The organism is Bifidobacterium margollesii, assembly GCF_002860355.1.
Taxonomy (GTDB): Bacteria; Actinomycetota; Actinomycetes; order Actinomycetales; family Bifidobacteriaceae; genus Galliscardovia; species Galliscardovia margollesii.
Window position 1 is genome coordinate 38,980 of record NZ_NMWU01000006.1, and the last position, 23,447, is coordinate 62,426.

Sequence of the window (23,447 nt, forward strand, 5' to 3'; positions counted from 1 at the left end):
CCGACATGGTTCAGCCGGCAGGCAGATCCTTGACAAGATAGTCAAGATACGCGCGGAACCGTACGGCAAGCGGTTCCCCCTCGAATCCGGCCCGCTTCTCTTCAATGCGACGATGCAGCAGACCGGCATATCCGAACACCATAAGCTCGTTGATGATGCGTACACGATCCTCGTCCATGCCGACGCACAGCGGCCTCAGCACGAGCAGATTGCGCTCCAGCAGGGAGAACGATGAGAAGATCGGAGAAAGCGCCAGCTCTTCCGGCGCCTGCCGCTCCTCGGGAAACAGTCGATAGTACTGTTCGCAGATGTCGGTAAGCGACTGGCTATGCGCACCGAAGAAGATGCGCTCGAACGCCTCCGGATGCCGGTCCGACACCTCGCAGAACACCTCCCAGGCGACGAAGAACCGGTCACGGTCGGTATGGCATGATGCAAGCCGCTCGGCCACGGCCTTGTTGTACAGACTCAGATATTTGAGCGACGCATAGAGCACCAGCTGATCGAGATCGCTGAAATACAGATAGAGTGTGGCACTGTTGTACCCGGCGTCATCGGCTACGTCCCGTATGGTGACGCGATCCACGCCACGGGCTTCCATGATCCGCTGCGCCGACGAAATGAAGGCGATCAGCGTGCGCTGACGACGCCGATCACGGCCGCTTCCACGATTCGTACCGGTTGCACGATTCGTACCGGTTGCACGAGCCATATGCCGACTCCCCCTTCCCCCATATTCATTATGCCTTCGTCTCGCATCGGCCGTGTAACCGTGCCTCGCATCGCGTAACCGACCGGAAACGCTTCGGTAATCATGATTACAAACTAATCATGTTTATTAAATCATATCCATACCGCCTCATCCGGGAGGGTGAATATGAACGCCATCAAGGAACATGCCATAGGGCTCAAGCACAACATCGTCACGCTGATCCTGCTGTCATTCGCCGGTTCGATCATCTACGGACTGCCATACTTCCGCACCTATTATTACGACGCCTATCAGCAGATGTACCACCTCACGAACACACAGATCGGCGCGCTCGGCAGCGCATACGGTCTGCTCGGCGTCTTCTCCTACGCCATCGGCGGCATCCTCGCCGACAAGTTCGGCGCGAAGAAGCTCATGATCTTCTCGCTCACCGCCACCGGTCTCGGCGGATTCCTGCACCTGTTCATCACCGATTTCCACATGCTGGTGGCCATCTACCTGCTGTGGGGCGTCACCTCGCTGCTCACCTTCTGGCCGGCATTGATGAAGATCACCCGCATGCAGGGCACCGAAGACGAGCAGAGCCGCGTCTACGGCATCTTCGAAGGCGGCCGCGGTGTGTTCGGCGCCGCGCATCTGGCCGTCGCCACCGCGATCTTCGGATTCTTCCAGGTCAAGGCCATGCCCGCATTGGGCATCCGGTGGATCATCGTGTTCTATTCGGTGGCCCCGCTGATCCTCGCGGTCATCTTCGCGTTCCTGATCAAGGAGCCCAAGGCCGGTGCCGCACAGGACGCAGCCGCACAGGCCTCCGCGGCAGAGGTCTCGGCCAATACCGGCACGGCCAAGGCCGACGACGCCGAGGAGTCCGCCAGGGAATCCGGTCTCACCCTGCACAGCGCACTGACCCTGCTGCGCATGCCCGCCTTGTGGCTGATCATCCTGATGGTGTTCACCACCTATTCGATCCGCATGTCGATCTTCTACTTCGCGCCGTTCTCCAGCAACATCGTCGGCACCACCGCGGTAGTGGCCGCCATGGTTTCGGCGTGGCAGCAGTACATCCGCCCGTTCGCCGCCCCCGGAGGCGGATTCCTCGCCGACCGCATCGGCCGCGGCAACGCCATGACCGGCGGATACATCCTCATGGGCGTGGGAACCGCACTGCTCTTCCTCGTACTGCGGATGTCCGGCACCGCACAGATGGTCATGCTGGTGTTCGCCTGCTCGATCGTCTACTTCGGCGTCTTCTCCAACTACGGACTGCTCTACTCGTTCCTCACCGAAGGCGGCGTGCCGCTCGGCGTCTACGGGTTCGCGGTCGGCGTGGTCTCCACGGTCGGCTACCTGCCGGAGGTGCTCTGCCCGCTGCTCGCCGGCGTGACCCTCGACAAGTATGCCGGATCGACCGGCTACTTCATCTACTTCGGATTCATGATCGCCATGACCGTGATCGGACTGGCGCTTTCGATCCTATGGACCAACACCTTCGGCAAGCGGTACAAGCGGCAGGAGGCCGAGCGGAAGGCCCGAGAGTCCAAGGCCCGGCAATCCAGGCAGTCCGCCGCCAAATCCGACACCGTACTCGTGGCGTCGGTCTCCTCGAAACCGGCCGTCAGCGAAGCATAACCGGCTCGACCCCTAGGCCGGACCGATCCATCAGCCGACTTCCGGAGCCATTCCTCAGACCATCCACATCCAACCATCGCATGCAAAGGAGCGAAATCATGACCAACGAATCAACGGTATCGGAGACAACCGATACGCAGCCGGCATCCCAAACCCCGGCGACATCCCCAGCCCCGGCGAAGCGGGTGCTCGACAAATCCGACTTCCCCTACGATTGGGAGGTGACCGAAAACATCTGGGTGCCGATGAAGGACGGCACGCGGCTTTCCGCCCGCCTGTGGATGCCGAAGACCGACAAGCCGGTGCCCGCGATCATGGAGTACATCCCCTACCGCAAACGCGACGGCATGCGCGGCCGCGACGAGCCGATGCACGGCTATTTCGCCGGTCACGGATACGCCGTGGTGCGCGTGGACATGCGCGGCGCCGGCGAATCGGACGGTCTGCTCAGGGACGAATACCTGCAGCAGGAGCAGGACGACGCCGTGGAGTCGATCGACTGGATCAGCCGCCAGCCGTGGTGCGACGGCAACGTGGGCATGATGGGCAAGTCGTGGGGCGGATTCAATTCGCTGCAGGTGGCCGCGCTGCGACCGCCGGCACTGCGCGCGATCATCTGCGTGGGATTCACCGACGACCGGTTCAATCAGGACATCCACTACAAGGGCGGATGCCTGCTCAACGACAACTTCTGGTGGGGCAACATCATGCTCGCCTATCAGAGCCGTGCCATCGACTCCGACATCAAGCCGGAGACATGGAAGGAGGAGACCCTCAAACGTCTGGACGAGATGCCGCTGTGGCCGCAGCTGTGGATGGAGCATCCCACACGCGACGACTACTGGAAGCACGGATCGGTATGCGAGGACTATTCGGCGATCACCGTGCCGGTGTTCGCGATCGACGGGTGGGCCGACGCCTACACCAACACGGTGCTCACGCTGATGGAGGGGCTTTCCGTACCCCGCAAGGCGTGGATCGGACCGTGGGCGCATGTGTTCGCGCATGACGGATACCCGGGACCGGCCGTGAACTTCCTCGGCGAAGCGGTGAAATGGTGGGACAAGTGGCTTCGCGGCATCGACAACGATACGATGGATGGTCCGATGGCCCGCGTGTGGCTGGAGGATGCCATGCCACCGGAAACCGTGCACCCGGTGAGCCGTGGTCGCTGGGTGGGCGTGGACTCCTGGCCGTCCGCCGACGTGACCGGCAGGGAGCTGAGCCTGACCTACGGACGTCTGCTGGATGCGGACGACGCTGCGACGGGACACGACGATCATGAGATCGTCGAACTGTGCACGCTGCCGAATCATGGTCTGACGGCCAACGAATGGATGGGCGCCGGCGTTCCCGGCGAGAGCCCGGCCGATCAGCGGATGGACGACGGCATGACCATGACGTTCGACAGCGGCGTGCTGAGCGACGACGTGGAGATTCTCGGCTACCCGCGCTTCGACGTGAAGCTTTCCAGCGACAAGCCGGTGAGCATGCTGTTCGCGCAGCTTTCGGACGTCGCTCCCGACGGTGCGGTGACCCGAGTCTCCTACGGGGTGATGAACCTCACGCATCTTCAGGGGCAAAACACCATCGTCGAGCTCACGCCGGGCGAGACGGTGGACGCCTTCGTGAGGCTGGACGTATGCGCGCACCGCTTCCCCAAGGGGCATCGCATCCGCCTGTCGCTGGCGAATTCGTTCTGGCCGATGTTCTGGCCATCGCCCGAACTGGCGACCCTGTCGCTGGATCTGAGCAGCGCGAAGCTCACCTTGCCCGTCTTCACGGGCAAGGACTGCGAGGGGCCGGACCCGGATGCGCAATGCGCGCCGCTCACTCCCACCACCGTGCTTTCCCCCGGCCATGTGGATCGCACGATCACCTATGATCTGGTCAACGATTCGTGGACCTCGATCACCGATGGCGTGGGCGGCGTATTCGGCGAGGGCGTGTACCGCTTCGACGACATCGGCACCGTGGTGGAGCATAACCTCAAGCGCGAGCTCACCCTGTCGAACAAGGATCCGCTCTCGGCGAAGTACACGATCACCCAGAAGATGAGGAACGGCCGCGAAGGCTGGCTCACCGACGCCGACATCGTCGTCACCCAGACCTCCGATCGGGACTTCTTCTATCTCAAGGGGTTCATGACCGTGAAGATCAACGGCGAGGAATCATTCCACCGCGATTGGGACGAGAAGGTCCCCCGCCGGGGACTGTAAGTCCCCGCTTCAGTCTTCTGGATTATAGGCCAGAATGTGTGTCTGTTTTGGCCTATAACCCGGTTTTCTTCTCTGGAACTGAATGCGCCTCTGCTCCTGACGTAGGGAGTAGAGGCGCATCTTTACTTGGGTCAGCCCGTTCGCCACCAGCTCGAAAACGGGTACTCATGAACGGGCTGACCAAAATGAACTTAACCGCGAAGCATCATCAAAGACCATCACGGGAACAGGAATTCTGTTTCAATCACTGACTGACTTGCATGATACGAGCAGTCACACTCGGTATGGTGATGTCACCTCCCAGCGAAGATTGGTATGTGATGGTTCCCTGTGAAGTCCCCCATATATCAACAATGTCGTTCTTAAGGATACGGCTGTCCGCACTTGTCCTCACATACATCACATAAATTACGTGATCACTGTCCCAATTACCATAATCATCCTGCTGAACACTTACACGATACTGGGATACAGTATCGTCTTCTATAACTTGTACAACTTTGCCATGTAAATGCACGCGCTTACCCGTATTTGCCTGAGGATTACGTGCCAGTTCATCGAACGGGATGTTTTGTGTGGATGATTTGAACTGATCGTCACTTTCCTCGACCGTCACGGAAAACTCCGCTTCACGGCCTTCATAAATCACTGTGAACTTTTGTGTCTTACCTGCTTCCAATTTTCCGGGATTCTTTACTTTATAGCCTTCGGCAATGGTCTTCGTACTGCCATCGGAATACTCACCAGTTACAGAGATTCCTGTTGTCATATCGTTAATCTCGGTTCCGGCCTTCGTACTACCAGAGTATTCCACACTGATAGATTCGAGAGTCACTTTCTCTTTTTCAGCAGTCTTCGGATTTTCGGTTTCCTGCCGTTGTTGTTGCTGCGTGGATTGAGATGAAGCCTGCGAGGACGATTCATCGGTCATCTCTATAACCCCAGCAACAATGAAGAGTAAAACGAAGAAGCCAACGACAGCACTTGCAACCAAGGACAGCACAAACTGCCAGACTTTCAACGTAATTGTCTTTGCATGTTTGCCGGCAGGAGGCTGCGAATATTGAGATGAAAACTGCAGTGGGTACTGATTCGGTGCTTGTTGCTGCGGGTATCCGTTGGACTGAGGATACATGGGATCCTGCCTCATCTGCTGATACTGCACCGTAGGAGCGTGTTGTCCATATTCAGGTTCAGACTGCTGAGTATCGGACATGCCCGAAGCGGAGACAGGAATCTCCGCTTGGCTCACCGTCTGCTGAGAAACATTCTGCTGAGAAACATCTGGAATTCTTTCTGTAGGATTACTCGTTTGTAACGGAGTCGACTGAGAAACCTGACCTTTCTTTCCCGAACCACTGTCATCCATATTGACCACCGGATTCTTCATCTCACCCATAATCACTCCATTGCGTTAGCCAATCACCAGATATTATTACATTCGTACCTGTGTCGCGGACAATCCCGAACCAAAACCCACACTGCTAGAGCAAAACAATGACTACTACTTCCACCATGCCACCAACTTCATCACGCTTGTCATGCTCAGATGCGACGGCCTTGACACCTTGCTACCGGAATCAGCAATCCAGCCCACAAAGAAACAACAGAAACCTCTCAAATAAAAGGTTTTTTCGGATGGGTTCCTGTAAGTCGAGCGTCTTGCGGAGTCGGCTGTTGATCGGCAATCGCGTCGAGGTAATCCTTGTGGTATGCGCTCAGGTCGGTGCCTTTTGGGAAAGTACTGGCGCGATAGTCCGTTGGTGTTCTCGTTGGCGCCGCGCTGCCACGGGGGTGCGGGTCGCGAAAATACACCTGCATGTCCAGTGTGGCCGAAATACGCTTGTGCAGGGCTAGGGCGTTTCCCTGTAGTCCTAGGTCAACGAGTTCCTCAGGAGCTTGGACAGGTGTTGCATTTTGCCAATGACAGCCTGCTGGACGTCGGCGTCGCGCCAGTCGGGCAAGTGCAGGAGGATCGGAACCGTGTTGATCGTTCTGCGGCCGTGCCGATCACAGGGTTCGCGCTGCGCTTCAGGCCACGGCTAACAGATGAGAGAATTCGGATTCGATGAACGAGATGGACAATGAAGCCGCCTCACCGTCGAAACGGGATGTCATTGCCGACCCGCATATCCCCGCATGACTTTTCAGGATCCCGTGGATTTAAGGTGCATTGGGCCTGAAATGCACCGTAATCCATCGAAGACAATGCAACCGCGGCCTCAAAACCGCATGATTTCAAGGTTCCCAAAATCACGGAAACCCTATTCCGATGGACTAGTGGTCATTCCGAGGTTTTCGCATCCTAATCCATCAAACCGGAACGAACTCTTCCAAACCATCCCGAGCCGACTCAGCTGGCGATTGCTCGGGACGAGTGTTGCCCCCTCATCAGTCATCCTTCGGATGACAGCTTCCCCCCGAGGGGGAAGCCAAGGTTGCAAAGTCATCCTGTGGATGGCCGCCCCTGAACCACACCCGGGGGAAGCCTTAACCCAGCCCGCCAGCTTGCGAAGTCTCACAAAAAAGGGAAGCCAAAGTGACCTATAAGGGCAGCCAAGGTTTTCACACCAGGAAGCCGTGGGGGTAGATGTCGGTGGAGTCGAGCTTGAAGGTGCTCACGCCGGTGATGAACGCCTTGCCGGTGATCTGCGGCACGATCGCGTCGTAGCCGGCCACCGAGGTGCGCGAGGCCGGGCATCCGATGAACTTCGAGCCGGTGATCGACTCGAATACGGCACTGTCGCCGATCTCCATCTCGCCATGCGCCACCAGCGTGGCCAGTTTGGCGCTCGTGCCGGTGCCGCAGGGGGAACGGTCCACCTGCCGGCCGCCGAACACCACGCCGTTGCGGTAATGCCCGGTTGCGGCGTCGAACTGCCCGAACTCCACCAGGTCCACGCCGTGAATGTCCACCAGCGGATGCCGCACATCGATCTGCTCACGCGCGGCCCTGAGGATCGCCATGCCGACGTCGGCGATCTCCTGCGAATGCGCGGCGTCGATGTCGTAGCCGAGGCCGAGCGAATCGAAGTCCACCAGGGCGAAGAAGCTACCGCCGAAGGAGATCGTGGCGGTGACGTCCCGCACCGGCACGCCCGGCTCGTCCACATGGATGGAAACCGGGTCAAGCGCCACGAACGCCGGCACGTTGGTCAATGTGGCGTTCTCGACCTGATGGTCGCGCACATGCACGGTGACGGTGATGAGGCCGGCCGGGGTGTCGAGATGCACGTCGATGTCGTCGTTCGCGATCTCGGCGAAGGAATCGTATTTGCCGGTGACCAGGCCGGATTCCACGGCGAACGTGGAGACGCCGATGGACCCGTGCCCGCACATGTTGAGGTAGCCGCCCGAATCAGTGAACACCGCGCCCAGATCAGCGTCGGACCGGGTGGGTTTGAACAGAATCGCGCCGAACATGTCGCGATGGCCTCGGGGCTCCAGCATGAGGATCTTGCGGATGTCGTCGTATTCGTTGATGAGCTTGTCACGCACGGCGATGGCACTGGGCTCGTCATCGAGCACGGTCAGTCCGCCCACCAGAATGCGGGTGGGCTCGCCCTGCGTGTGGGATTCCACGGTGGTCAGTCGAGGACTGTCGCTGAACATCGCATCGTTGAGCACGTCGCGCGCGGCGGCGAGCGCCCGGGCGTGGAAGGTGGATGAATCGTCGGCGGCGCTGTGGGCCGTGGCGTTCTGATTAACGGTGGTGCAGGTGTCGGTAAACGTCATGGCAACTCCCCTTTGGTAACGCATGCGCGTTGCAGGCGCATGCACAACGCGTCCAGCAAGGGGAGGTCGACCGACGGTCGGATCGTCCGGATCGTCCGGGCAATCTATATTCGCCGCACGAAGCGCGACAGCACTTCGGCTACGATTCTGGTGGGCTCCCCCACCAGCGGCTGGGCACCCTGATGCAGGCACCAGTCATACAGCATCGATCGCTCCGCCATCGCATAGAGGCGGACAATATCGTGTGTGGAATAATCCCGCGTGATTTCGCCGCGATCCTGACCGCGGGCGACCAGCTTGCGGTGGATGGCGAAATAGAAGCGGTCCTGGTTCACCAAAGACCGGTCTCCACGCTCGTTGAGCTGCGACGCCAGCTGTGCGCTGAGCAGCTCGACCGGTACGTGCCGTTCGATCCATCCGAACATCTGCCTGTTGAGGTATTCGATCTGTTCGACCGCCGAGCCTTCGGGATCGAGCTCGGCGTCCATCTCGCGGTACTGTTCGTCGAACACGTCGCTCAGGGTTCCCAGCAGGGCGGATTTGCCTTGGAAGTGATGGTAGAACGTGCCTTTGGCGATGCCGGCTTTGGCAATGATGTCATCAATGGTGGTCTTCTCGAAGCCCTTTTCCTTGAAGAGCTCCCAAGAGGCATCGATGATGCTGCCTCGCGCGTCTCGTGCCATTGACGAGTCCTGCCTTTCGAAACTGAATGCGGAAAGAAATGCAGATTCCATGATAGACCGCTCCTTTCATCGCATGCAGCCGCAGTGCGGGAATCGCCGGTCGGCACGGGACGGCGAGACGTGACGATCGTCGTTATGACGGATCAGACGTTGTGGCGATACTCGTAGGGCAGGGCCTTCATCTGTCCGAAGTGGTCGAACTCCTCCATCGCATTGAGGGTGTCCTTGAGGATGCCCATCTGCATGGTGGGGTTGTTCGGCTCGCCGGCGTTGGAGCCGATCGGCACGAGCGGTGCGGTGATGCGCGGCGCGCCCTGTTGGCGGGCGATGGGCGGGAGCGCGGCGATGATGCAGGTGCTCATGCCTTCGGCCTCGCAGCAGCGCAGCACCAGCGTGCAGGATCGGTGGCAGGTGCCGCAGCCGCCGGTGGCGAGTACGATGTCGGCGCCTTCGGCCTTGAGCTTCCGTGCGATCTCCGGGCCGGTGACGTGCTCGAATTTGTCGACGTTGCCGCCGCCGCCCATGAAGCCGAAGAACGTGGGCACCAGGGAGCCGATGAAGCCTTCCTTGACGAGCTCGCGCAGACGGTCGATCGGCAGCATGGCGTTGACGTCCTTGTTGATGTCGGAGTTGTCGAAGCCGCCGTGGGTGACCATGAGCTCGTCGGACGGAGTGTCGGACGGGATCTCACGGTAGCTCCAGTCGCCGGCCGTGTTGAACGGCGTCTGATCCTTCTTGTGAATGCCGCCTGAGGTGATGAAGGCGACCTTGCATTCGCTCAGCGGTTTGGTGAGCGGGGTCCACACCGGCTTGGGGGTGATGGGCACGTAGATTTCGGACTTCAGGCCCTTGGCCGTGGTCAGCTTGAACTTGGTTGGCATGATGGCTCCTTTGATGTGCCTTGATGTGAATGACGGTGATGCGGATGATCGAATGGAGGACGACCGGATGACCGGCGATCGGACGCGTCGATCAGATCACGTTGACGTAGCTGAGGTAGAACTCGCACTCCTGACCCACCGCAAGCGGCTTGTCGGTGTAGATCAGCCTCAGCGGCAGCGACAGCACGCCCATGCGTCCGTTGACGCCGATGCGCACGCCCACCTCGGTGACTTCCTTGATGACGCCCTTGAGCTTGAGGGGCCTGAGTTCCACCTGCATTTACGTCTCCTTTCGGTCTGCTGGTCTTCGATTCCCGGTCGGAACGGCTCAGACGAGCTTCTTGTTGGCCTCGATGACGGCTTCGTCCCACTTGTGCTCCGGCGGTTCGATCGGGATGCCGGCCATCTTGGTCTTGAGCATCAGGATCGCGCGGGCTGCGTCCTCGGGAGTGGTGGTGTTGTCGGCGAGGATCTCGTTCTCGAAGCCTTCCGGATCCTTGTTGAGCTCGATCATCGCGTCCATGTACTTGTTGCCGACGACCAGCTGTCCCTGGTAGGCGGCGAAGGTGACGCCCACGACCGGCACGCCACGGGAGCCGATGGCGGCGATGTTCTCGGAGAAGTCGATGTGGTTGTTGCCGAAGCCTTCGGTGGTGACGATCGCGCCGTCCACCTCCATGGCCTCGATCAGCGCACCGAGTCGCTCGGAGACGAAGGTCTTCTCGTCGTTGACCTGCGGGGATCCGATGAACACCACGCCGGTGAGATCCAGCTCCTCGTCGGTCTGCAGCGCCTCGACCATCGGCTCGCGGAAGAAGTGACGGGTGATCTCCTTGGTGGCGGGTCCGATGCAGGCGAGGGCGTGAATGCCGCCGTCGAGCACCTCGTTCGGGCTGAGCACCACCGGCACGTTGCCGAGATCGACGTTCTTCTGACCGCCCTTGACGCCGCAGGGCTCGGTGGGCACGAGCAGGTTGTCGTGCATGGCGCCCTGGCCCATGATCTCCTTGACGAGCACCACGCGCGGCTTGCCGGCACGGCGAACGTCCTTGAAGGTCTCCTCCTTGATCGGCTTGACGCCGGAAAGATCCTTGATGGCCTCGCGGCATGCGTGCACGATCACGTCGACGGCGCTGTGGGCGGCGAACGGGCCGCGGCGCTCCATGCCGGTACCCTTCTCGATCTTCACGTCCACGCGGATCATGATGTCGTTCTCGTCGGGGCAGCCGGGACGGCCGTAGCGGATCTTCTCGTCCATGTAGCCTTCGCAGGAGCCGAACTCGTGCACCTGCACGCCAGCCTCGTCCATGCCGGTGAGCACGAACACCGCGCCGGAGAGCACGTTGGTCACGCCTTCGCCGAGCTTGCCCTCGGCCTTGGCTGCGATCGGGATCACGTCCATGATGGTGTTGGAGTAGACGTGGCGGTCGGCCGGATCGATGACCTCCATCGACACGTCCTTCACCAGCGGATCGGCCTTCTTGGCCGCGTCGACCAGCGCGGTGTCCACGGTGAGCACGCCGTCGGCGTATGACGTGGCGTCGCCGAGCACGACCTTGGTGACCGGGTAGTCCTTCTTGACGAGGGTGCGCAGCACGCGGTCGGAGGGAACGTCGTCGGCGGATTCGTCCGAGGACGGCGCGGCGGGAGCGGCCGGCGCCGGCGGGACGGGTGCACCGGAAACGACGCCGACCGGGAAGCTCAGATCGAGGCCTTCGGCCTTGTCGAGGTGCAGGTGCACGTAGCCGTCGGATGCGCTGATCACGGGCGTCGCATCGGGAGCGGAACAGCAGCAGGGGGATTCCGAATCCTCGGATTCGTCGGCCGGCTCATCCGCTTCCGGCTCCTCCTCGGCGATACCGTCGAGCAGTTCGGGGGTGAGCTGGGTGAGGGCCTCGCCATCGTTGATCAGCGTGGCGCCGAGGGCCTGCTTGATGGTCAGGCCGCCTTCCTTCAGCGTCATGAGGTTGGAGTCGACCAGATCCGGGAAGATGGTCGGATCCTCGAAATCAGCGGCGCTCAGCACGGTTCCTGCGGGACGACGGCAGCACAGCACCGCCGGGTCGTTGAGGTGGGCCTCCAGCGTTTCCTGAGATAGCGACATGTCGTTTCCTTTCCCTTGATTGTTGTTGATTGATACGTATGACGGATGTGTTGGGTTTCGTTTACGCGGCCTTCACCGTTTTGCGGAAGGCACGGATGATCGGCTCGTCGCCGGCCCTCATGAAGGCGTCGGTGGCGTGATGCACGCGCATGCCGAGTTTCGGAGCCACCTGCATCACGGTGTTGGAGCAGTCGGTGCAATGGGAGATCAGCACGCTTGTGGCGCCTTCCTTCTTCAGTGCGATGATGTTCTGCGCCTGCCCGGGGCAGATGCCGGGGTTGCGGCATTTCAGTCTTCCGTTGGGCAGCCGGCACGCGTTCTTGCACAGTCTCACGTCGACGAGCGGCGCGCCCTTGGCTTCGACGATCGCCCGAAGACGCTCCTCGCTGGCACCGCAGGCGCAGACGATGATGCCCATCGGACCGGGGTCGGGGATCTCCGGACCGGCGATGATGATGCCGCCGCAGGTCTCGCCGATCTCGCTGTCAAGCGATCCGAGGCTGCCCATGTACGGTCCGCCGATCATGATCTGCTCGTCCGGCGTCGGGGTATGGATCTTCAGTGCGGAAAGCACGTCTCGTACCTTCAGACCGATCGGCACGTCGTAGATCACGAGGCTGACGTCGTCGGGGAATCCGCTGCCTTCGATGCGCCCGGCCACGGTGATGTCCTTGGTGGTGACGGCCAGATTCTCGACCACGGCGTTATGCACGCGCATCAGCGATTCGACGTTCATCACCACGGCTGAGGCGGCACTGGGGATGGCGTCCGGCGGCAGCAGCGTCCCCAGCACGTCACGCACGATGGCACGCTCGTCGCCGGCCGGATACCTGTCCTTGAGGAAGGAGATCTCGATGGCGGGGTCGATGTCGTATTCGACCCTGCCTTCGGCCGCGTCGTCCAGTACGGCCTGCAGCCTGCGGACGGCGACGATGTTCTTCGGTTTGATGGCCACGATGCCGCGCTTCGCGCCCACCGCCCTCATCGAGAGGGTGAGGCCGGAAAGCACCTTGGCGGCGTCGGTTTCCAGCCGGGCGTTGTTGTGCTCCAGCAGGGGTTCGCATTCGGCGGCGTTGGCGATCACCGTCTCGCAGCCTTTGCCGAAGGCGAGCTTCTTGAAGGTGGGGAATCCCGCACCTCCCATGCCGACCAGACCGGATTCCTTCACCTTGTCGATGATGCCGGCTTCGGTATCGGTCAGGTTCTTCACCGGGATCTCGGCGAACAGCCGGGAGGATTCGATGATGTGATGCTTGCGAGCGCTCATGCGATTCCACCTCGTTCCTGTATGGGTTTCGTTCCTGCATGGATTTCCGCGTAGGGTTGCTGCGCGATGGTTACGTGGGTGAACACGTTCCAGGAGCGATGTTCTTTGTTCTAGAACGTGTTCTATTTATAGAGTAGAAGAGACTGTGTTACACCTCAGATTTTCCTGTGTTACCATCAAGTTACCGTCGAAACATCTAGAACACAGTACAAGAAAATCGCTCGGTTTTTCCACAGCACTGCGGCCCCAGCCGACAGCCCCTACCGGTTTACGGCACTGAGGAACTGCCGGGTGCGTTCGTTGACCGGGTGCGCCATGATCTCCTTCGGATCGCCTTCGTCGATGATCGACCCGTTGGCCATCACCACCAGATGATCGCCGACGTCGCGGGCGAAGCTCATCTCGTGGGTCACCACGCACATGGTCATGCCGCCTTCGGCCAGCTCGCGCATCACGTTGAGCACCTCGCCGCTCACCTCCGGGTCAAGCGCCGAGGTCGGCTCATCGAACAGCATCACGGCCGGGTCGAGCGCCAGGGCCCTGGCGATGGCCACACGCTGCTGCTGGCCTCCGGAAAGCTGCGAGGGCTTATGATCGGCCCGATCCTCCAACCCCACTCGCTTGAGCAGCTCCATGGCCCGCTCCTCGGCCTCCTCCCTGCTGCGGCCAAGCACATGCATCTGCGGAAACACCACGTTCTTCAGCGCGCTCATATGGGGAAACAGATTGAACTGCTGGAACACCATGCCGCATTTGCGCCTCAGCGCCATGAGATCGGCCTTGCCCAGATTCTCGGTGAAGTCGACGAACTGCCCGTCGATCACCATATTGCCGTCGTCGGGCTGCTCCAGCAGATTGATGCACCGCAGCAGCGTGGACTTGCCGGCGCCCGAGGGGCCGATGATCGAGCACACTTCGCCGCGCTCCACGCGCAGCGACACCTCGTGCAGAATCTTGTTGCCGTTGTACGACTTGGCCACGGCGCCCAACTCGATCATGTATTTGCTGTGATCGACGTCGTCCGTCGTCTTCGCGGCCACCGACTGCGATACCAATGATGCCAGTGTCATGTTGATTCCCTTCCTGCCTGTGTGAATACCATGCGTTGTTCGAATACCGTGCGATGCTCGTATCGCGAATCGCCGGAACGCCGAACACGGCGGATGCCGCCGGCGGCGGAGGCCCTCGACCACGAACCGGCAGCAGCCGACTGCGGGGTCGAGGACGACCGTCGATGCGGAATCGACGTCTCGCCGATCAGCTCATCGGCACGACGTACTGCTTGGAGCGGATGTCGGCCAGTCCCTCGTCGAGGCCGTACTTCTTCAGCGTGGTCTTGACCTTGCCGTCCTTGATGATCTTCTGGATGCCCTTGGTCATCGCATCGCCCAGCGAAGTGTTGCCCTTGGTGTACGGATAGCTCACCTCAGGCGGCTCCACCAGCGAGTTGATGCGCTTGTCGGGGTTCTTGTTCGCGTATTCGACCACGATGTTGTCGTTGCCCTTGAACTCGTCGACCGCGGTGCCGTACGCCTCCATGATCATGTCGACTCGGCCGGCCTCGAGATCCTGCTTCATCTCCACCGAGCTCGGATAGGTCTTCACCTTGTCGCCGAACACCTTCTGCATGTCTTCCAGCCATCCGTAGCCGTCGCCGATGCCGATGGTCTTGATGCCCTTGGCGTCGATGTCGTCGATGGACTTGATGTCCACGCCCTTCTTGGAGGCGTAGCCGACGCCCTCCAGATAGATCGACGCCGGGAAGTCCACGGCCTGCATGCGCTTGGCCGTCACGTTGATGTCGCCGGTGGCGGTGTCGACCTGGCCGGACGAGATAGCCTGCATGGCATTGGCGAAGGAGGCCTGCTGCCATTCGACGTTCAGGCAGTTGGCGTCGGCGATCTCCTTGATGAAGTCGATGTCCATGCCTTCGGGGTTGCCGCCGTTGTAGCTGGAGTACGGCGGCTGGTCGATCACGCCGACGGTGAGCGTGCCGGATTTGATGGTGGTGATGTTCGACACCAACGGGGTACAGCCCTCCTTGGCACCGGACGACGAGCTCGACGAACTGCCGCACGCGGCGAGCGCGGTGACGCTCATCAGCGCGGCGCAGGCGGCCGCCATTACTTTTCTGGTTCGTGAGATTCGCATGGCGATATTCCTCTCTCTTGGTTGGTTGGTTGGTTTGTGGGATTTCGGGGGTAAGTGTGCGGGGTCCGCGGGCGAGGTCCGGTGAACGGGCATCGCGGGCCGGGACCGGTCCGGTCAGTAGCTCAGGGCGAGCCGGCGTTCCAGCCAGCGGGTGATCCACGAGGCCGGCAGGGTGACCACCGCGTAGCAGATGCCGGCGAGCACGAAGACGCGCAGGTACTGGAAGGTGGTGGAACCGTAGGTGTAGGCCTCCTTCATCAGTTCCGGCACGGCCACGGTGTAGGCCAGCGAGGTGTCCTGGAACAGGAGGATGGTCTGACCGAGCAGTGCGGGAACGATGGATCGGAATGCCTGCGGCAGGATCACGTAGAAGAACGTGGTGCCGCCCGCAAGGCCCAGCGCGTCGCCGGCCTCGCTCTGGCCGCCGGGCACGGATTGGATGCCGGCGCGGAAGATCTCGGAGCAGTAGCAGGAGTAATTCCAGGCCAGGGCGATGATGGCCGAGGGGAAGCTGTCGAGCAGCACACCGAAGGTGGGTAGACCGAAGTACACCAGATACAGGATCACCAGGGCCGGCATGCCTCGTCCGATTTCGACGATGACCAGGCCAAGCGCGCTGGTGAAGCGGTTGTGGCTCATCACCATCATGCACAGCAGCAGGCCGAGCGGCAGACCGATGATCATGGAGACGCCGGCGAGCAGCGCGCTGGTCTGCAGACCGTGCAGCATGCCGGGAAGCCCTTCGGCCCAGAATTGCAGCAGTGGTTCCTGAGTGGTCATGTCAGATCACCGCCTTCCGCAGATTGGCGTCGAGTCTGCGCGACAGCATGGCCACCGGGATGCTGAGCAGGATGTACAGTATGCCGGCGATGGCGTAGGGCAGCACGCCGGCCACCGAATTGATGTTCTGCTTCGCATAGCCCTGGGCCATGAACACCATTTCCGCGACAGCGATGGTGGAGGCGATGGACGAGTTCTTCAACAGGCCGATCAGATAGGTGGCGATCGACGGGCTGACGATGCGTGCGGCCTGCGGAATGATCACGCCGAAGAACGATACGGTGCCGGGGATGCCCAGCGCGGCGGCGGCCTCGTATTGGCCCTTCGGTACGGATTGCAGCCCGCCACGATAGATGTCGGCGAGATATCCGGCCGAGATCAGGCCCAGTCCGACGATGGCGGCCTCCAGAGCGGTGATGCGGAACGCCGGTGTGGAGAAGCCGAATTTCAGCAGGAACAGCCACACGATCATCGGCACGCCGCGGAGCAGGTCGACGGCGAGACGTACGATCCAGCGGATCGGCGCCACTTTGGTTCTCAATCCGAGTGCCATCGGAATGCCGAGCACCGCACCGATCGCAAAGGCGGCGACCGTGATCAGCAGTGTCATCGGAAGTCCGGAAAGCACGACGAGAAGCGGCTCCATATGAGCCCCCTTCCTCTTTGTTAGCTCATGAACCTCAGACAGCGGAACGAAATGGCGGATGTGGGATGATGCCTGATTCCGTTGTGCTGTGATGGCAATCATTAAAGAGGGTATTTGGGGCGAATTCTTTGCTCGGGCGTTAAACGGAAGTGAACCCGGTTCTAGTTCGTAGTCCATTCGTAACACCCCGTGCGATAGCTCGTCATAAATCGACCTTATGAACGATGAAGCCTCTCGCGAGGAGAGGCTTCGTGCAGGGGGACGCCATTCGGCGGATGATCTACGAATCGGATGGCGATTTAATAGTCGGCCTTCTCGGCCTTGTTCGGATCCTCCACCGGATTGCCGTTCTCTTCATACCTGCGCAGCAGACTGGTGGCTTCGATGTCGGCGGCGATGGCCTTGGCACCCTCGGCGTCGGGACCGGGAGCCGGCACGAAGAACGCCTGGCGATAGTAGCGCAGCTCATCAAGCGACTCGATGATGTCGGCGAGCGCACGGTGACCGCCGTGCTTGGCCGGCTTGTTGAGGTACACGTCCGGGTACCAGCGTCGGGCGAGCTCCTTGAGCGTGCTCACGTCGATCACGCGGTAGTGCAGCAGGCTCATCAGGTCGGGCATGTAGCGGTCGAGGAACTTCTTGTCGCTGCCCACCGAGTTTCCCGCCAGGTGGGCCTTGCCTCGCTTCGGCAGCCACTGACGCACGTATTCGATCACCTGACGCTGCGCCTCGTCAAGCGACAGTCCGTTGGCGTTCCACTCGTCGATCAGCCCGGACGAGGTGTGCATGTTGCGCACGAAGTCGTCCATGTGCGCCACCGCGGCGTCGGATGGTTTGATCACCACGTCGATGCCTTCGTCAAGCACGTTGAGATCGAAGTCGGTGGGTACCACCGACACCTCGCACAGCTCGTCGCGGAAGATGTCGAGACCGGTCATCTCGCAGTCGATCCAGATGAGTCGGGACTCCTTGGGATCGAAGGTCTCCTTGTCGTTATGCGATGCCATTGCCGCCGCCTTTCCCTTGCGTGTCGTCCGCGGTCGGACGTCACGCTCGTCATTGTCGAACATGACAGCATACCTCGGCGGCCGAACAGCGGAAGACCGGACGTCCGCAGGCGGTCACCCCCGACACGTTCGGCGCATCCGCATCATTCGTCATGCCCGCTGCGTGGAGCCGCATTGGTGGTGTCGCGCAGCACCAGCGAGGTGGGAATCACCGTATACGGTTCGTCGAGGGTCTCCCCCCTCATCAGGGTCAGCGTCTTGCGCCCGATGAGACGGCCCGTCTCCAGCGGATCCTGATGCACGGTGGTCAGCTCCATCAGCGACGCCCGGTAGTCGTCGTCGAAACCGATCACCGACATGTCCCCCGGCACGTCCACACCCAGCCGCCGAAGCTCCTTGACCAGCGAGGTGGCCACCTTATCGTTCTCCACGCATACGCCGGTGGGTGCCGATGGCGCGCTCATCAGCTGCGCCGCGATGCCGGAGAACTCGTCCTGTTCGCTTTTCATGCCGGTATGGCCCACGGCCGGAATCAGCAGAATGTTCTCCTCATCGTACCCCAGTGCGGCGGCGGCCTCCGAAAATCCGCGCGAACGCAGATCGGATGTGCTGAGGAACGGTGAGATCTCCGGCTGTTCCACATAGGCCAGACTGCGATGCCCGAGCGAATGCAGCAGTCGCACCGGCGAACGCATGGCGGCGATGTCGTCCACACGGGCGGTGGCGGAGAAACCGTCGTCGTTCGGCGTGTTGAGCCCCAGTACCGGTACGGTCATCTCCCGCAGGATCCGCGTCTGATCTTCAGTCAGCGCGAAGGAGACCACCACGACGGCGTCCACGTTCTGACTGCCGGGCAATCCCTGCACGAATCGGTCCAGATTCTTTTTCTCCCACATCACGTAGGGAATGACGTCGTATCCTTCCTGCGAGAGCACTTCATACACGCCCTCGAATGCGTGCGAGGTGAACCAGCCGCTGATTCCGTTGGGCAGCAGCACCGCCACGCGCATGGTTTTGCCGCTGGCCAGCGATGATGCGCTTTTGGAGAAACTGAAGTGCAACCGTTCCGCGGCGCCTTCCACACGTTTGCGGGTTTGGGGGTTCACCTTGTCGAGCCCGCGCAGGGCACGGGAGACCGTGGATACGGAGACTCCGGCCTCCCTGGCCACATCGCCGATCGTCGTACGCGCCATCCTGACCTCCGTATCTCATCGTCACCTGCAGGAATCCACATCGAAACCGTTCCACCATGCCCGTTTCACCATGCGATTGCATGCCTTACTGTATGCGTCATGACGGAACAACGAATACATTTCCACCAATGACTATCATTCCTTGCCCAGCATCGCCGCCAGGTACCATGATGCAAACGATACGATCATTATACATAAAAGCGTTTGCACTACTGAAACGTCTGTATTTTCAACGTTTTTATATACCCTCAAAAGCGACACGCCGATAACGTTTTGATAAATTCGATGCAAACGCTATTATCATTAACAACGTTAAGCAAAAACGCAACGACGCACAACGCTCCAACATGTTCCAAAAGTCTCGCAAAGACCGATGAGAACTGACCGATAAGCACATTGAGAACCAAGTGCCTATACGACAATCCATAGTGCAAGCGTTTTTATTAACAACGGAAACATTCGAAGGGAAGGAATGATCATGGAAGCAGCAACCGATCCGGCACTGTGGTGGAAGCAGGCCGTCGTCTATCAGGTCTACCCCCGCTCGTTCAAGGACTCCAAAGGCTCCGGCCTCGGACAGATCGCCGGCGTGACCGAAAAGATCGACTACCTCGCCAAGCTTGGCGTCGACGCCATCTGGCTCAGCCCCTTCTACCCCTCCCAGCTCGCCGACGGCGGATACGACGTGGACGACTACCGCAACGTCGACCCCAAGCTCGGCACCATGGACGACTTCGACGAACTCGCCAAGGCCGCCCATGAACGCAACATCAAGGTGGTTGTGGACATCGTCCCGAACCACTCCTCCAACCTGCACGAATGGTTCAAGGAGGCGCTGGCCGCGGCCCCCGGCTCCCCCGAACGCGACCGATACATCTTCCGCGACGGCAAGGGCCCCAACGGCGACCTGCCGCCCACCAACTGGGACAACCACTTCGGCGGCCCCGCCTGGACCCGCGTTCCCGACGGTCAGTGGTACCTGCACATGTTCACCAAGGAACAGCCCGACTGGAACTGGAAGAACCCCGAGGTGCGCGCCGATTTCATCAAGACCCTGCGCTTCTGGCTCGACCACGGCGCCGACGGCTTCCGCGTGGACGTGGCCCACGGCCTGGCCAAGGACCTCGACCGCGACGACCTCGACAACTACGTGGTGTGGTGCACCTCCGACCAGCCCGACGACGGATCCCACCCGGTGATCGACCGCGACGAAGTCCACGAGATCTATCACGAGTGGCGCAAGGTGTTCAACGAGTACAACCCGCCCGCCTTCGCCGTGGCCGAAGCCTGGGTACAGCCCAACCGCCAGTACCTGTACGCCAGCCCCGACGATCTGGGACAGATCTTCAACTTCGAATTCGCCAAGAAGGACTGGATCCGCGACGCCATGCACGAAGCCATCGAAGAGGGCATCGCCAGCGCCGACCGTTCCGGCTCCTCCGCCACTTGGGTGATGAGCAACCACGACGTGGTCCGCCACACCACCCGTTACGGACTGCCGCAGGTACCCACCAGCGAATACCACCAGCTCGCCAAGGATTGGGTGCTGCGCGACGGCACCACCTATCCGCTGAACAAGGAGCTCGGCACCAAACGCGCCCGCGCCGCGATCCTCATGGAGATGGCCCTGCCAGGCTCTGCTTACATCTATCAGGGCGAGGAGCTCGGCCTGTTCGAGGTGGCCGACATCCCATGGGACCGTGTGGAGGACCCTTCCGGCCACCGCACCTCGCAGGCCGCCAGCACCAAGGGCCGCGACGGCTGCCGCGTGCCGCTGCCGTGGGTGGCCGCCGACGCCCCGAAGCTGGAGAACCCCGATGATGAATTCGGCACCGGAGGCTCCTTCGGGTTCTCCCCCGCCGACGCAGCCGAGGAACCCCACCTGCCGCAGCCGGCATGGTACAAGGACTTCGCCGCAGACGTGGAGGACGCCGACCCGAACTCCATGCTCAACCTCTACCGCAAGGTGCTGGAACTGCGCCACCAGCTGCAGACCACCGACCTGAGCATCGAATGGCTGCCCGAGGACCGTTCCAGCGGCAAGCCGGATGGTGCCAACGGCTTCACCGGCGGCACCATCGCCTACAAGCGAGCCAACGGCTGGGCCTCGATCACCAACTTCGGCGCCGACCCGGTCGACCTGCCGGCCGGCGAACTGCTGCTCACCTCCGGCCCGTTGACCGAAGACGGCAAGCTCCCCCAGGACACCTCCGCCTGGATCCAGCTCTGAATCGCTCCGACCGTTCCAACGAGTCTCCCGCGCTCTTGGGACGGTCGGCCCGGCATGTATGTTGCTCGACACACTCAAGGCCGTTCGGCCCCGCGTCCGGACAAGCCGGACGCTAGCCTACGGTCGAGCGACATACATGCCGAACACTCCCTCTCGCCCGAACCAGACAACCCACGGCCGAGGGATTCCTCGCAACAGCGAAAGACTTCACCCGAACAACCAGCATCTCAAAGAGGAGAAAAAGGAAATGACCACTGCAACAGTGAACCCGACTCCGGCAAACACCAAGTCGGAGAAGTGGCGTTACGTCGGCGGCTTCATGGCCTTCGCCGTGCTCTCCGGCGTCGCCTTCTTCGGCACCATGTCCGTACTCGTACCGCAGCGTCTGCGCGCCGATCTCGGCATGGGCGCCACCGAATCCACCGCCGCCCTCGGCGCCATCAACTCCGCCGGCTCCATCGCATCCATCTTCATCGCCCTGTTCATCGGCGCGCTTTCCGACCGCACCGCCAGCCGCTGGGGCAAGCGCACCCCGTGGATCTTCACCGGCGCTTTCATCTACGGCATCTGCTTCTGGTCGCTGAGCCGTCCGTCCACCGCCGTCATCATCGGCATCTGCTACGTCGTCGCCCTCATCGGCCTGAACATGGTACAGGCCCCGATCTACGCGCTCATCTCCGATCGCGTCGAGGAATCCAACCGCGCGACCGTCTCCGCGGCCATCGGCGGCGGTGGTGTGATCGGCCAAGGCATCGGCACCCTCATCGGCTCCCGCTTCATCGAAAACGTTGAGATCGGCTTCATCTGCACGGGTCTGTGCGCACTGGCCGCCGGTGTGCTCGCCGTCGTCATCACACCGAAGGAACCGTCCAGCAAGGACATGGTGAAGGACACCTCCAAGCCGATGTGGAAGGTGATCATCGAATCCCTCACCCCGCCGCTGAAGGACTGCGGCGACTTCTACCGCGCGTTCATCTGCCGCACCTGCCTCATCGTCGCCTACCAGATGATCTTCAGCTACCAGCTGTACATCCTCACCGATCACATCGGCGAATCCACCAAGCAGGCCGCCGTGTCCATGTCCGTGATCTCTGTGCTCACCATGGTCGCCTCTATGATCGCGTCCCTGATCTCCGGCCCGATCGCCGACGCCCTCCACCGCCGCAAGGCCCCGATCGCCGTCGCCTGCGCCGTGTTCGCCATCGGCCTGGCCATGCCGTGGATCTTCCCGACCCAGATGGGCATGTTCCTCTTCGGCGGCATCGCATCCTTCGGCTACGGCATGTACCTCTCCGTCGACCAGGCGCTGAACGTGGACGTGCTGCCGAACAAGGAGACCGCCGGCAAGGACCTCGGCTTCATGAACATCGCCACCTGCGCCGGACAGGCCATCGGCGTGGCGATCACCTCCAGCATCGTCGCCGCCACCCATTCCTACAACTTCGTGTTCCCGACCGCGATCGCCATGGCCGCGATCGCCGCGATCGCCGTCCTCGGCATCAAGCGCGTCAAGTAACTCTCACAGGTTCGCCCGAAACCGGAACCACAGGCCGGACAGACCATCCAGCACGTACCGTTCCATCCCTTCCCCCAGTTCCCGCCTCAGCCGCAAAGCCGAGGCGGGAACTTTTGGCGCTATTGCTGTTTTCGTGGGTGTGGGTTCGTCGTTGAGCCGTTGATTTCGTAAGCGTGAGGGGCGTTCCCGTGTATTCTGTTTTCCGACCAAAGAAATGAACCACGGAGAACGCCTGATGAACAGCTTATTCAAACGTCTTCTCAACGTCAAAGGCATGGTCGTCGAGGACGTGCGGGTCGCGGACTCGCCGCTGCGTCCCGAGCCCGTGCTCGAGGTGCGCGTGCGCCCGCATGCCGGCATGCTCAGATGCTCCCGCTGCGGTCGGCGGTGTCCGGGCTATGACCGGGGCGGCGGCGTGCGCCGTTGGCGTCACCAGGACTTCGGCTGCTGGCGGGTGGAGCTGGTCGCCATGATGCCGCGCGTGGACTGCCCCGGGTGCGGCGTGGTCGTCGCCGCCATGCCGTGGGCCGAGCCCGGCAGCCGGTTCACGCGTGATTTCGAGGCGGAGTGCGCGTGGCTGATGACCGTGGCGAACCAGAAGACGGTGAGCGGGTTCCTGCGCGTCGCATGGCGCACCGCGGGCCGGATCGCCCATAGGGTCGCCGGACGGCTCAAGGAGACCATGCCCTCGCCG

At 61.4% G+C, this 23,447-nt stretch carries 19 protein-coding genes; 5 read left to right on the top strand and 14 right to left on the bottom strand.

From position 1 onward, the window contains the following. Positions 1–10: 10 nt before the first annotated feature. Positions 11–712, bottom strand: coding sequence for a TetR/AcrR family transcriptional regulator (locus Uis1B_RS02230; RefSeq protein ID WP_101615155.1), 702 nt, complete (start codon positions 710–712; stop codon positions 11–13). A 165-nt stretch (positions 713–877) separates the two neighbouring features. Here Uis1B_RS02230 and Uis1B_RS02235 point away from each other — a divergent pair, with 165 nt between their 5' ends. Continuing rightward, complete coding sequence (locus tag Uis1B_RS02235) at positions 878–2,341, top strand: MFS transporter (protein WP_101615157.1); 1,464 nt, start codon at positions 878–880, stop codon at positions 2,339–2,341. A 98-nt stretch (positions 2,342–2,439) separates the two neighbouring features. After that, complete coding sequence (locus tag Uis1B_RS02240) at positions 2,440–4,560, top strand: CocE/NonD family hydrolase (RefSeq protein ID WP_101615159.1); 2,121 nt, start codon at positions 2,440–2,442, stop codon at positions 4,558–4,560. Positions 4,561–4,804: 244 nt separating this feature from the next. Here Uis1B_RS02240 and Uis1B_RS02245 read toward each other — a convergent pair whose 3' ends face one another. The 13 genes from Uis1B_RS02245 to Uis1B_RS02310 form a co-directional block, all read right to left on the bottom strand. After that, entirely contained in the window at positions 4,805–5,959 is a 1,155-nt protein-coding gene (locus Uis1B_RS02245) for a hypothetical protein (protein WP_101615161.1), read from the bottom strand. A 1,166-nt stretch (positions 5,960–7,125) separates the two neighbouring features. Continuing rightward, entirely contained in the window at positions 7,126–8,295 is a 1,170-nt protein-coding gene (locus tag Uis1B_RS02255; RefSeq protein WP_101615163.1) for a proline racemase family protein, read from the bottom strand. A 104-nt stretch (positions 8,296–8,399) separates the two neighbouring features. Next, the gene (locus Uis1B_RS02260) at positions 8,400–9,029 is read right to left on the bottom strand and encodes a TetR/AcrR family transcriptional regulator (protein WP_101615165.1); all 630 of its coding nucleotides are present in this window, start codon (positions 9,027–9,029) and stop codon (positions 8,400–8,402) included. A 92-nt stretch (positions 9,030–9,121) separates the two neighbouring features. Continuing rightward, positions 9,122–9,859, bottom strand: coding sequence for a D-proline reductase (dithiol) protein PrdB (gene prdB, locus Uis1B_RS02265; RefSeq protein WP_101615167.1), 738 nt, complete (start codon positions 9,857–9,859; stop codon positions 9,122–9,124). A 91-nt stretch (positions 9,860–9,950) separates the two neighbouring features. Continuing rightward, complete coding sequence (locus Uis1B_RS02270; protein WP_101615169.1) at positions 9,951–10,139, bottom strand: CBO2463/CBO2479 domain-containing protein; 189 nt, start codon at positions 10,137–10,139, stop codon at positions 9,951–9,953. 48 nt (positions 10,140–10,187) lie between these two features. Further along, on the bottom strand, positions 10,188–11,963 hold the full coding sequence (gene prdA, locus Uis1B_RS02275) for a D-proline reductase (dithiol) proprotein PrdA (protein WP_101615171.1): 1,776 nt from the start codon (positions 11,961–11,963) through the stop codon (positions 10,188–10,190). A 61-nt stretch (positions 11,964–12,024) separates the two neighbouring features. After that, on the bottom strand, positions 12,025–13,230 hold the full coding sequence (locus tag Uis1B_RS02280; RefSeq protein WP_101615173.1) for a proline reductase-associated electron transfer protein PrdC: 1,206 nt from the start codon (positions 13,228–13,230) through the stop codon (positions 12,025–12,027). Between the two features lie 260 nt (positions 13,231–13,490). After that, positions 13,491–14,300, bottom strand: a complete 810-nt coding sequence (locus Uis1B_RS02285) for an amino acid ABC transporter ATP-binding protein (protein WP_101615175.1) — start codon at positions 14,298–14,300, stop codon at positions 13,491–13,493. 187 nt (positions 14,301–14,487) lie between these two features. Beyond that, positions 14,488–15,381 (bottom strand): substrate-binding periplasmic protein, encoded by an 894-nt coding sequence (locus Uis1B_RS02290; protein ID WP_165782686.1) that lies wholly within the window; start codon positions 15,379–15,381, stop codon positions 14,488–14,490. A gap of 114 nt (positions 15,382–15,495) precedes the next feature. Beyond that, positions 15,496–16,161: an amino acid ABC transporter permease gene (locus Uis1B_RS02295; RefSeq protein ID WP_101615179.1), complete on the bottom strand. Its 666-nt coding sequence runs from the start codon at positions 16,159–16,161 to the stop codon at positions 15,496–15,498. Between the two features lies 1 nt (position 16,162). Next, the gene (locus tag Uis1B_RS02300; protein WP_101615181.1) at positions 16,163–16,807 is read right to left on the bottom strand and encodes an amino acid ABC transporter permease; all 645 of its coding nucleotides are present in this window, start codon (positions 16,805–16,807) and stop codon (positions 16,163–16,165) included. Between the two features lie 299 nt (positions 16,808–17,106). Further along, entirely contained in the window at positions 17,107–17,814 is a 708-nt protein-coding gene (gene orn, locus Uis1B_RS02305) for an oligoribonuclease (RefSeq protein WP_101615183.1), read from the bottom strand. A gap of 143 nt (positions 17,815–17,957) precedes the next feature. Continuing rightward, the gene (locus Uis1B_RS02310) at positions 17,958–19,007 is read right to left on the bottom strand and encodes a LacI family DNA-binding transcriptional regulator (RefSeq protein ID WP_101615185.1); all 1,050 of its coding nucleotides are present in this window, start codon (positions 19,005–19,007) and stop codon (positions 17,958–17,960) included. Between the two features lie 478 nt (positions 19,008–19,485). On the opposite strand from Uis1B_RS02310, the gene Uis1B_RS02315 reads away from it, so the two are divergent. From Uis1B_RS02315 to Uis1B_RS02330, 3 genes are all read left to right on the top strand, one after another. Continuing rightward, positions 19,486–21,237: a glycoside hydrolase family 13 protein gene (locus tag Uis1B_RS02315; RefSeq protein WP_101615187.1), complete on the top strand. Its 1,752-nt coding sequence runs from the start codon at positions 19,486–19,488 to the stop codon at positions 21,235–21,237. A gap of 247 nt (positions 21,238–21,484) precedes the next feature. Then, the gene (locus Uis1B_RS02320; RefSeq protein WP_101615189.1) at positions 21,485–22,753 is read left to right on the top strand and encodes an MFS transporter; all 1,269 of its coding nucleotides are present in this window, start codon (positions 21,485–21,487) and stop codon (positions 22,751–22,753) included. 235 nt (positions 22,754–22,988) lie between these two features. Continuing rightward, a partial coding sequence (locus Uis1B_RS02330) for a helix-turn-helix domain-containing protein (RefSeq protein ID WP_133124804.1) occupies positions 22,989–23,447 on the top strand: 459 nt, incomplete at its 3' end.